The sequence below is a fragment of the Thalassobacter stenotrophicus genome, assembly GCF_001458315.1.
Classification (GTDB): Bacteria; Pseudomonadota; Alphaproteobacteria; order Rhodobacterales; family Rhodobacteraceae; genus Thalassobacter; species Thalassobacter stenotrophicus.
Window position 1 is genome coordinate 1 of sequence record NZ_CYRX01000022.1, and the last position, 10,236, is coordinate 10,236.

Here is a 10,236-nt window from a genome sequence, read left to right on the forward strand (position 1 = left end):
ACCGAAGCCGCGCCAGACCAATCGGGGATCATTGCCCAAACATCTGGAACGGGTTCCCGCCTGGCCCTTCCTCTCTCTCGGCCTGTTCCACCGCCTCTTCCATACTGACCGTATTCAGCACCAGTTCAAACTGCTCGAGGATCTCGGACGCATGCCGTGCCACGTAGGACCGGACGGCCTCGTTCTCCATCAGCTTTTTCAGGTAACCCTTGGCGACGACCAGGTTCAGCAGCTCGGACCCGTAGTTTTCCTCGGCATGTTTGTACTTTTCCTGCACCTGGCTCATCTCGCGCTCAAGCCTGACGATCTGCTCTAACGGATCGCCTTTGGGCTGTTCCGGTTGCGGCGGTTTGTAGTCGGTGCGCTGTTCTGGCGGCGTGGCTTTCAGCAAGGCGTCCGCATGGGCGGCCGTGATGGTGTTCGCTGCAATCATCAACTCGACCGCCTCGATTTGCCGGGCGGCCTTCATCTTGCGCAGGTGCCGGGTCACATCTGGTGTGAACTGGTGGTCCTGCAGCAGTTCCACCGCCTTTGGACAGATCCCATGCAGCAGATTGATCCGGCTGTTGATGGTCGAGAGGTTCACGTCGAAGGCCCGCGCGAGCCGTTCCTTGCTGACGCCTTTGTCGATGGCGCGGCGTAGCATGTAATGCTCTTGCACCGTCGAGAGCCGGTTGATCCGATGGTTGTAGGTGTAGGTCTCGAAATCCTTAGCGATCAGGCAGGGCGCGGTGTCCTGTCCCAGTTCCTTCAGCGCCAGCACCCGCAAATTCCCATCCAGCAGCAAGAACCCTGCCGCATTTGGATCCGGCTTGATGACCGAAAGCGGCTCGATCAGGCCGATCTCCCGGATCGAAGAAACGATCTGCTTGAACTTGCGCGTGGTCATCACGCCGTCCGGGACCTTTTTCGAGGGCATCAACTCTTCAAGCGGGATCTGGAAGGTCTCGAGATCAAACCCGAGGGTCAGGTTCAACGGGGCCTTGGGATAGGGCGCGTTATCCTCGCCGGCGTCGGGCTGCGGAAAGGCCCCGGGGTAAAGCGGCTTCACGGTGCTGAGGTCATTCATGGGTTCATCCTTTTCGGGTTTCAGGCGGTTTCGATGCGGTCGGCGAGATATTTCGGCAGGCTGTCGAGGCCTTCAGCGCGCAGGAGCGTCACAAAGTGCTCATCGGCAAAGAGGCGTTTCAGCCCTTGGACCACCAAGAGCAGCTGCTGATGCGCGTGATCGGCCTTCAGCATCAGCTTGTGCTGGCGTGCGACCTCGCGTTGGTAGGTCTTGACCAGTGAATGCGCCGAGTTCGGGAGCTTTGGGCGATCGCCACCGGTTTTCGGGCCTTTTTCGCGGCGCGTTTCGATCAGCCGCTTGGCATCCGTGATCTGGTGCCCTTTGAGCTGGCCGGTCTTGTAGGCCTCTTCCAGCATGTCGCCGAGGTTTTCATCGTCATGCTTGGCGCGGGCGATCTCGAGCGCAGTGGTCAGCGGAATTGTGCCGTTTTGCACCGCCTCGATCAGGCGCTCCTCCCCCTTTTCCAGCAGGAAGACGATGTCCCGAACGTATTTCTCAGAAAGCCCTGTGCGGGTGATAATGTCATCGATGGTGTAATCTCGGGCCAGCAACAACTCGATGTCGGCCAGGATCTCCAGCGGTCTGTGCCCGCGCCGGGCGATGTTTTCGGCCAGCGACATGATGAAGGCGTCTTCATCGGTCACATTGACCACCAGCGCCGGGATGTGGCTTTCGCCAAGCAGCCGGAAGGCATTCAACCGGCCTTCGCCGCAGACCAGCAAATAGGCGGGCGCCCCATCGGCGCCCTCGCGCTCGGTCACGGTGATCGGCTTTTTCAGGCCAATCGAGCGGATATTTTCGACGATTTCCTCAAAGACCTTCATATTGCGGGCCCGGGAATTCAGGACCTCGATCCGGTCAATGGGGACGAGCGTGACGCTCTCGGGTGTGTCAGTCATCATGGGCGTGGCTTCCTCTTTTTGTGTAATTGTTCATGGTTTGTTCTTGCTTTGTTTTGCATCATCTCGGCCCTCATCCCCATTTGCGGCGAATGCCGACGCGCTCGGCCATGCCGTAAAAAAAGCCGAGGTCCTCAAACCGGAAGGCCTCGAAGGCGATGTTGGTGCGGTTGCAAAGGCGGATTTCTTGGCGGGGCAGATCAATCCAGGGCAGCAGGTAGTAATCGAGTTCTTCGCGATTTTCTGGATCGAGCCGCACAGCCAGCGTGACGTCAGCCTGATAGCGCATCGGGTCAAACCGGATCCGCCAGCGCAGCCGTCCGTCGCCTTGAGGCTGACAGCGCGCCAGAACCAAGCTGACGACCATCTCATCGTTGATGGTCAACAGATCGGTCTTGGGATCACGCGCCACTGTGCCGCCCACCTCCGCAATCGCGGCCTCGGTCCGCGCGATGATCTCCGGATGCATCCCGCGCAGGCGCTTGTTCAGGGCAATCCGTTCCTGATCCCGGTCCGAGCGATAGCCAATCATCTCATAGGCCCGGGCCAGCGATCCGAACCTGTTGCGATAGGCTGAGGACGAGGGCATGTCCGGTGTTTGATCAATCAGCACTCCAGAAAGCTGGCCGGCGTCCGCGTAGAGCCGTTTCAAGTGATCCAGCAGTTCCTCGTCTGACAGGCGCGCCGACCGCGCCGTGATGATCTCCTGCGCCGTCAAGAAGAATTCGAGCGGCACGATCCCTTCAAAAGCGCCTTCCTTGCGCACCCACATGTCGGGCGGGTTGTCCACATGCAGCTTCTTCAGCTTGAAGGACGAGCGGTTGTAGACGTTGTTGCCGATGTATTTCTCGTTGGTCAGAACCGTGCGCACCGTGCTGGAAGTCCAGGGCCGATCGAGATCGGTGGTCACGCCTTCTTCGTTCAGGCGGTCGGCGATCTCGCGGAAGGACAGGTCCTCCTCGATTAACCAGCGATACATCTTGTTGACCCAAGCCACTTCTTCGTCGGGCCCCGGCATCAGGATGACGCGGTCGGTCTGCAGCGATTTATGTTCGCCACGCTTCAGCTCGCCCTTGATCTCGCCGCGCTCGTTCACGAGCACTCGGCGCAGACCGAACCCGGCGGCGCCGCCCTGGCGGAAGCCAAGCTCGATCAGGCGGCATTGGCCAGCGAAGACATTGACCGACAGCTCCCGGCTGTATTCCCCCGCCATAGCGCGTTTGACGCCCTTGACGATGGTCGAGACCGGCGAGCCATCGTTTTCGAACTGCTCGGCGCAATAGGCAACGTTGATGCCGGCGCGCTTGCAGATGTATTCGTAATAGGCGCTTTCATCCGCGTCTTGGAACCGTCCCCAGCGGCTGACGTCATAGACGAGTATCACGTTGAAGTCGGCCGCTCCGGCTTCCACATCCGCGATCAGCTGCTGCAGGGCCGCGCGCCCGCCGATGGACAGGCCGCTCTTGCCGTCATCGGCGTAGGTCTTGATGATTTCTATACCGCGATGTTCGGCATATTCGCGGATCTTGTCGGATTGGTTGTGCGTTGAATACTGCTGGTGCTCCGTCGACATGCGCACGTACTGCGCCGCCCGAAACTCTGCAATCTCGCCACTCCCGTCCAACTAAGCCTCCGATCCGTGTGTCTGTCGGTCGGACGTTTGCGTGGGTGGCAAAACGTATCAAGCTGATAGTGCTGGGTTATCGCATTATATCAATGCTCTGAGGGCAGTGTACTCCGGTATTTTCATCGAAACATCACATCGCCCTCGAAAAAGCTTACTTGCATCCGTTCGAATTTGAGCGATAAGTGGAGAAATTATGCTAATTAGGTTCCAATATGACATTTCACGATCGCGGCACAAGCTGGTTTCTGGCGCAACTAAAGCCGAATTGCGCCAACATCGCGGATAAGAACCTCAAACGCCAGGGCTTTAACACCTTCCTGCCGATGGAGGAGGAGACGCGCCAGCGGAACGGCAAGTTCGTCACCGCAATGCGGCCACTGTTCCCGGGCTACATCTTTGTGGCTTTCGATGTGGCGCGCGGGTTCTGGCGCACTGTGAACTCGACCTACGGCATCACTCGGCTGGTGAGCTTCGGCAAGGAACCAACGGCTGTGCCGCTGGATCTGGTCTCGCAGCTGATGCTGCGCTGTGACGCGAAGGGCAAATTACTGCCGCCGAAGCTTCTGAAGCCTGGCGATCAGGTCACGCTGACGAAGGGACCCTTTGCCAATTTTATGGCAGAGGTGGAAAAGATCGCGCCCGACCGGCGGGTCTGGGTCCTGATGGAGATCATGGGTGCTCAGACCCGCGTGGCCGTCGGTGCGGACCAGCTTCGGTCCATCTGCAACCAACCGATGGCAAAAAACGATATTTGAAGGGCAGATTCAATGAAACATGTCTTGGTCACGGGCGGCGCGGGCTACATCGGCTCCCATGCCTGCAAACTGCTAACGCAGCAGGGCTATATCCCGGTGACCTTCGACAGCCTCGTCACCAGCTGGGCCAGTGCTGTGAAGTTCGGCCCCTTCGTGCAGGGCGATCTGCTTGATCGTGACGCGTTAGACGCGGCCTTTGCCAAGTATGCACCGGTCGCGGTCATGCATTTCGCAGCCTTGAGCCAAGTAGGCGAAGCGACACGCGAGCCAGGCCGCTATTGGCGCAATAACGTGCTCGGGTCTCTCAACCTAGTTGAGGCCATGGTGGCAGCGGGGTGCAAACACATAGTGTTTTCTTCGACCTGCGCGACCTATGGCGATCAGGATGGCGTGGTGTTAGATGAACAGAGCGCCCAGATGCCGCTCAATGCCTACGGCGCCTCAAAACGCGCGGTCGAAGAAATCCTGCGCGACTTCGGCGTGAGCCACGGGCTTGAGGCGGTGGTCTTCCGGTATTTTAACGTTGCAGGCGCCGACGTTGAAGCCGAAGTGGGCGAGTGGCACCAACCCGAAACCCATCTGATCCCGGTGATGATCGAGGCCGCCGCTGGCAAGAGGGACGCCCTGACCATCTATGGCACGGATTATCCAACCCCAGACGGCACCTGCGTGCGCGACTACGTCCATGTGATGGATCTGGTCGATGCCCACATCAAGGGCCTCGAGTGGCTTTTGGAGGGCAAGGGCTGCCGGGTGTTCAACTTGGGAACAGGCACCGGCTTCTCGGTCAAAGAGGTGATTGCCGAATGTAAGGCAGCCACAGGCCATGATGTTCCGCACAGCTTTGGCCCGCGCCGTGCAGGCGATGCAGCAGCACTCGTTTCTGGCAGCCGGCGCGCAGGAGAAGAACTGGGCTGGTCGCCGGAGCACTCGACGCTGCCGCGCATGATCGCGGATGCCTGGCGCTGGTATCAAACTGGTGGCTATTCTGGGTAGCGCGCATGTTTCCGCCGTAACTCACCAAAACCACCGATCCCGTATTTTCAAAACAAGACGACGTTCAGAAAGCTTCCCCCAATATGAAACCCGTTCGTAAAGCCGTATTTCCCGTTGCCGGGTTCGGCACTCGCTTCTTACCCGCCACCAAGGCCATGCCGAAAGAACTGCTGCCGATCGTGGACAAGCCGCTGATCCAATATGCGGCCGAAGAAGCCATCGCGGCCGGCATCGACACGCTGATCTTCGTGACGGGGCGCAACAAGCGGGCGATCGAGGACCACTTCGACAGCAATCAGGAACTGGAAGCCGCCCTGCGGGCCAAGGGCAAGACGGGCCGAGCGGACATGGTGCGCAACATCCTGCCACAGGGCGTCGAATGCATCTTCGTGCGCCAGCCAGAGCAGCTGGGTTTGGGCCATGCCGTCCTCTGCGCCGAGCGGGCCGTAGGCGATGAGCCCTTCGCGGTCCTGCTTGCAGATGACTTTCTGGCCTACGAGGGGGCGGGCGTGACCGCCGATCTCGTCAAGAGCTATCAAGCCTCAGGCCGGACGCAGCTGTCCGTCATGGAGGTCAACGGGCCCGACATCTCGAAATACGGTGTGGTGCAGCCCTGCCCCGCCGCTGGCAGCGTTGCGGGCCTCGTGGAGAAGCCAGCCTTTGAGCTGGCGCCGTCAAACCTAGCTTCAATCGGGCGCTATGTGCTGACGCCTGACATCTTCGAGGTCCTGCGCGGCCAAGCACCCGGCGCCGGTGGTGAAATTCAACTCGCGGATGCCATTAACACCCAAGCTGCCGCTGGTCAGGTGGAAGCCGTCACACTGAATGGCCAGAGGTTCGACTGCGGATCCGTCAAAGGGTTCTTGCAAGCTATCATGCATGTGGCGCAACGCGACGGGTTGGTTTGAGCCTCACCGGCCTGTCAGCCGATAGGCCAATCGACCAACCCATTCCTTGATGGCAATGTTGAGCACCTCGAGATTGCCAGCAAGGTTCCAGCCGATCCCGTCACTGAAACTCCCCGTGCGATAGTCTACAGGGTGGGGAACAATGTCGCCCCATCCAGCGGCCTCGAAGCTGGTAAGCGCTCGGTCCATGTGAAACGCGCTGGTGACGAGGACCCAGGTCTCGCCGGATGCCGGTGCCACGGCCTCGAATGAAAACCGTGCGTTCTCGGCTGTGTTGCGCGATTGGTCTTCCCATGTGATCCGATCAGGGGCGATGCCCAGAGACACGAAGAAATCTACCGCGACGCTCGGAATGTCGGGCTGCCCTAATACGGTGTTCCGCAGACGGCCACTGCCGCCAGAAAACACCAAACGCGCCTCTGGGTGCGCAATTGCAAGCGCCACAGCCGCTGTCAGTCGTTCGGCTGCTTCATTGAGTTGCGGTTCGCCCCAGGCCGCGGTCGCCCGTTGGTCTTCGACGCCGCCGAGAACGACGATGCCGTCGATTTGTTCTGGGGCGGCCCGCGGTGGAAACTCCGCCTCCAGCGGGCGCAGCACAACCTCGCCAATGGGGAAGATGCCAACAGCCAAAAGCGCGGCCAGCGTGGCTCTGCCGCTCCAACGCTCCAAACGCGGGCGCGCAAAACGTCCTGCGACCAAGCTTACGACCATGCCAATCACAAGCCAGGTCTCAACCTGAAGGGCCAGCCCGATAAGCTTGGAAAGGATGAAAAAAGCCGTGTCCATCGCGACGTAGATCAGCTGCGCTGCGGGCGCACCAGAAACTGGCCCACCTTTGAAAGGTTCTTGAATGCCAGCGTGTGCAGGCCGCCCACGCGGTTGCGACGGATCGCCAGCATGTCCTCTTCCATCTTCTGGCGGATTTTGGCCAAGTTGCGGTTGCTGACACCGCCAACCCGCATCTTGTAGAGGACCTCTGGGATATAGACCGTCTTACCCGTCGCCTTAGAAAAATACCGCAGGATGAAATCGTAATCGGCCGCAATACCGAAATTGATGTCGTAGTCGCCCAACCGCTCATAGACCTCGCGTCGCAGGTACAGCGTGGGGTGGGCCGGCATCCAACCATACTTCAGGCGCCGCGGGTGGAAGGCACCGGTCGACCAGTGCCGAATGACGCGCGACGTGTCTGCTTGCGCGACGTAGTCCAAATCGCTGAACACCGCCTCAACCGCCGGATCGTCAAACGCTACCGCAATCCGCGCCAATACCCCGTCGTGTGCGAGAAAGTCGTCGCTGTGGATGAAGCCGATCACGTCGCCGGTTGCGTTCCGCACGCCCTTGTTCAGGGCGTCGTAGATCCCTTTGTCTGGCTCGCTGATCAGCCGCATTCGGTCATGGCCCGCGCGCTCAATGGCCGCCAAGGAGCCATCCTTTGATTTTCCCTCGACGACCAAATGCTCGACGTCTGGATGCGTTTGCGCGGCAACGCTGGCGATGGCTTCGCCGACGGTCGCTTCCGAATTGTAAACAGCGGTAATGACAGAAATTTTCAACGGCGGGGTCTCAATAATAGAAGAATTGCCATGTCTCTACATGAAACTGGCTTGGGGCGAAACTCGATGGTGGCTGATGGTTCCAGAAGTTTCTACGGTCAGCTTGTGTAGTTGGGGTGCGGCCGGGCTGTGAACATGTTTTTTAATTTGAGCAAAGGTTCAAACTTCAATGTAGTCGATGGAAAGGCTTTCGGCGATGCTGCAAATTTCATCATGGCACTCTTCTTTTGCCACATCGCGAGTCGAGAGCCCTTCGAACATATCTTGCGGAACACGGTCACCAAACAGAACGATGGCATACTCCGGCCCGTTCTGAAGCGATGTATAATATAGGCCTTGAGCGGTAGGACAGGCGGCATGGATTTTTTCGGCCCAGGCCCGCGTATCCAGATAGGTACATCTGGGGCCCGTCACTAAAGCGTTCCTATCAATTCCAATCTTTCTCTGCCCCGCAGTCGTTAGATCAACGAGGAGAACACTTTTCTTTAATCTGATGTGACTGTGGCTGTAGCAGGCGAAATCCGATGGAAAGACAATCGTTTCGGAAGGCATATCATCTTCTGAGAATAGGTCGTCGGGGCATCGAAGAATGATTTCACAGACAGCTGTCTCGAAGGATTGCGCAGCGTAGATGGTTGGAATTACCGAGTCATCAGTTTTATGAATAGGGGAAAACCGCGCGCTTCCTTTCCCCGAATTATTAAATTGAGTAGCCCCGAATTGGGACAGATGAAGGCGATGAAGTTCCGTCTCCGCATCCAAGGTCACATAGGTTTCTTTGCCGATCTTCATTGCCTGCGGAGATGGAATTGTCAGTGTGAATTTCATCAACCATGTTCCACCGGCTGGATGGTGCGTTCAAATGCAGCAATGACAGCGTCATGATCGCTCCTAAGTCCGTCAGCCGGGGTATCGTCAAACTCGGCGTGCGGTCGCGTCAGCCAGTAGAGCAGCCGGAAGTCGCTCCAGTTATCGGGTTTCATCTCAATGAGCTTGATGAGAGCGGGAGAAATCCTGCGCTCATCAATATCGAATTGGAAGAGCGGGTAGGCGGCACGCCCATCAATGGTGAATCGCAGGACTTCATTTTTGTCTTCCTTACGCTTCATTGTAGAGGAGGCGTTGGAGTTAGAGAGCCCGAGTAGTTCACAAGCCTCCGCTTGATCGGCCATGGCAGTATTGGAGAGGATCTTTTCCTGAAGCCTTGCGCGCGTCAGAGCCTTTTTTAGCTCTTTGTCGTCGCCCTTTACCATGCTTTCACGGAGCATGGTTCTGTACGCTTGGACAAGCTGATCGACTTCCTCCTGGAAGCGAACATTCAGCGTGCGTTCAAGAAGTTTAGTATCGGCAATTTTGACACGCTTCGACTTGTACCCCCCTGCGCCGGGCTCGTCCGTTACCTTTTGAGTAGGCTTCACTTCAACGATAACTTTACCGCTGCCTGCGCTGAAGGCATTCATAAGATTGGATTTATAGATCCTGCGAGACGGGTACTTTTTGTGGTTTCCAAGTGTCGCGGCAACCATGGGAGGGATCCTGACTGTTTGTTAGCTTTGCTTTACGTTTTGATATAATCGATATGTTGTGAATGATAAGTAGCCTATATAGCGTTTTGCGTCAAGGCTTCCTACAGCTTCGCTTGGTTCTGGCGGACCTGAAATCCGTCACATTACGGGTAACAGCTTGCCGCCCGCCCAAAGTATTCGAACGTGGACAAGAGCGTGTTTGCGTTGGGATCCGACGGCTGCTGAACTTGGGACGGAATACGGTTCGCTGCGCGAGGCCTTTGAGCCGATTATCCATCGAACTCACATCCGCACCAATGATTACAATGACTTAAGGGGTGGAGAGGATTCGAGCGGAGTCGACAGCCCACCGGGCAAAGTTTGGCTCCTTGTGCTTGGTACCGAACGCCAACCTCGCCGCCGCGCCCAGAAAAGACTACGCTGGGATGCGGGAAATGATCATCGGTGACGCACCAAAGTTCGATGAAATCCTCGCTACGATCGAAGCGTTCGAAACTGAGATCAACAGCTGACTCTCGCGCTCACAGTGAACTTTTCACATTTCAGTTCTAGCCAACGTTCCTGGATAGAGTAAGCGTGCTGTGCGGAGATTATCTGATCTATTCTCCGCATTCTCTGCGGAGAATAGGCTGGGAGTGATCACGATCGTCGCCATCAGCTGGCCGAGCCAATCCGTTTCAATGCAGCTGAACATCATCGGTCACCGCTGAGCGCGGCTGATTATCAATGATTACGGCTTTTCGGAGGGTGCGACTCGCCAAACGTTGACATGGCGTTGACATGAAACAAACGCATAAAGCCCGACTGATTAAGTCGGGCTCTAAGCATTTGATTTGGCGTAGTTATTTGGTTGCGGGAGTAGGATTTGAACCTACGACCTTCAGGTTATGAGCCTGACGA

The 10,236-nt window shown here is 57.6% G+C and carries 11 protein-coding genes; 4 read left to right on the top strand and 7 right to left on the bottom strand.

What is annotated here, in order from left to right:
* Window positions 1-28: 28 nt before the first annotated feature.
* The 3 genes from THS5294_RS06430 to THS5294_RS06440 form a co-directional block, all read right to left on the bottom strand.
* A complete protein-coding gene (locus THS5294_RS06430; protein WP_072936824.1) occupies window positions 29-1,069 on the bottom strand; it encodes a plasmid partitioning protein RepB C-terminal domain-containing protein in 1,041 nt (346 codons plus the stop codon).
* A gap of 20 nt (window positions 1,070-1,089) precedes the next feature.
* Window positions 1,090-1,971 carry a ParB N-terminal domain-containing protein gene (locus THS5294_RS06435; RefSeq protein ID WP_058123089.1) on the bottom strand — a complete coding sequence of 294 codons (882 nt, stop codon included), beginning with the start codon at window positions 1,969-1,971 and terminating at the stop codon, window positions 1,090-1,092.
* A gap of 70 nt (window positions 1,972-2,041) precedes the next feature.
* Window positions 2,042-3,592 (bottom strand): recombinase family protein, encoded by a 1,551-nt coding sequence (locus THS5294_RS06440; RefSeq protein ID WP_268873756.1) that lies wholly within the window; start codon window positions 3,590-3,592, stop codon window positions 2,042-2,044.
* A 215-nt stretch (window positions 3,593-3,807) separates the two neighbouring features.
* On the opposite strand from THS5294_RS06440, the gene nusG reads away from it, so the two are divergent.
* The 3 genes from nusG (at window position 3,808) to galU (ending at window position 6,254) form a co-directional block, all read left to right on the top strand.
* Window positions 3,808-4,350 (top strand): transcription termination/antitermination protein NusG, encoded by a 543-nt coding sequence (gene nusG / locus THS5294_RS06445; protein ID WP_058123090.1) that lies wholly within the window; start codon window positions 3,808-3,810, stop codon window positions 4,348-4,350.
* A gap of 12 nt (window positions 4,351-4,362) precedes the next feature.
* Entirely contained in the window at window positions 4,363-5,346 is a 984-nt protein-coding gene (gene galE, locus THS5294_RS06450; RefSeq protein WP_058123091.1) for a UDP-glucose 4-epimerase GalE, read from the top strand.
* Between the two features lie 83 nt (window positions 5,347-5,429).
* Complete coding sequence (galU, locus tag THS5294_RS06455) at window positions 5,430-6,254, top strand: UTP--glucose-1-phosphate uridylyltransferase GalU (protein ID WP_058123092.1); 825 nt, start codon at window positions 5,430-5,432, stop codon at window positions 6,252-6,254.
* Between the two features lie 3 nt (window positions 6,255-6,257).
* Here the strand turns inward: galU and THS5294_RS06460 are convergent, their stop codons facing one another.
* From THS5294_RS06460 to THS5294_RS06475, 4 genes are all read right to left on the bottom strand, one after another.
* Window positions 6,258-7,040, bottom strand: a complete 783-nt coding sequence (locus tag THS5294_RS06460) for a YdcF family protein (RefSeq protein ID WP_058123093.1) — start codon at window positions 7,038-7,040, stop codon at window positions 6,258-6,260.
* A gap of 11 nt (window positions 7,041-7,051) precedes the next feature.
* The gene (locus THS5294_RS06465; protein WP_058123094.1) at window positions 7,052-7,810 is read right to left on the bottom strand and encodes a glycosyltransferase family 2 protein; all 759 of its coding nucleotides are present in this window, start codon (window positions 7,808-7,810) and stop codon (window positions 7,052-7,054) included.
* 159 nt (window positions 7,811-7,969) lie between these two features.
* The gene (locus tag THS5294_RS06470) at window positions 7,970-8,638 is read right to left on the bottom strand and encodes an RES family NAD+ phosphorylase (protein ID WP_058123095.1); all 669 of its coding nucleotides are present in this window, start codon (window positions 8,636-8,638) and stop codon (window positions 7,970-7,972) included.
* Window positions 8,638-9,336 (bottom strand): hypothetical protein, encoded by a 699-nt coding sequence (locus THS5294_RS06475; protein ID WP_058123096.1) that lies wholly within the window; start codon window positions 9,334-9,336, stop codon window positions 8,638-8,640. Before THS5294_RS06475 ends, THS5294_RS06470 begins: the two co-directional genes overlap by 1 nt.
* 368 nt (window positions 9,337-9,704) lie before the next feature.
* Here THS5294_RS06475 and THS5294_RS18325 point away from each other — a divergent pair, with 368 nt between their 5' ends.
* Entirely contained in the window at window positions 9,705-9,848 is a 144-nt protein-coding gene (locus THS5294_RS18325) for a hypothetical protein (protein ID WP_158508580.1), read from the top strand.
* Window positions 9,849-10,236: the final 388 nt, after the last annotated feature.

What these genes read in the sequence shown, in the direction of transcription:
- THS5294_RS06460 (WP_058123093.1), bottom strand. Translation starts at nt 7,040, where the DNA reads ATGGACACGGCTTTTTTCATCCTTTCCAAGCTTATCGGGCTGGCCCTT.
- THS5294_RS06430 (WP_072936824.1), bottom strand. Translation starts at nt 1,069, where the DNA reads ATGAATGACCTCAGCACCGTGAAGCCGCTTTACCCCGGGGCCTTTCCG.
- nusG (WP_058123090.1), top strand. Translation starts at nt 3,808, where the DNA reads ATGACATTTCACGATCGCGGCACAAGCTGGTTTCTGGCGCAACTAAAG.
- THS5294_RS06435 (WP_058123089.1), bottom strand. Translation starts at nt 1,971, where the DNA reads ATGATGACTGACACACCCGAGAGCGTCACGCTCGTCCCCATTGACCGG.
- THS5294_RS06475 (WP_058123096.1), bottom strand. Translation starts at nt 9,336, where the DNA reads ATGGTTGCCGCGACACTTGGAAACCACAAAAAGTACCCGTCTCGCAGG.
- galU (WP_058123092.1), top strand. Translation starts at nt 5,430, where the DNA reads ATGAAACCCGTTCGTAAAGCCGTATTTCCCGTTGCCGGGTTCGGCACT.
- THS5294_RS06470 (WP_058123095.1), bottom strand. Translation starts at nt 8,638, where the DNA reads ATGAAATTCACACTGACAATTCCATCTCCGCAGGCAATGAAGATCGGC.
- galE (WP_058123091.1), top strand. Translation starts at nt 4,363, where the DNA reads ATGAAACATGTCTTGGTCACGGGCGGCGCGGGCTACATCGGCTCCCAT.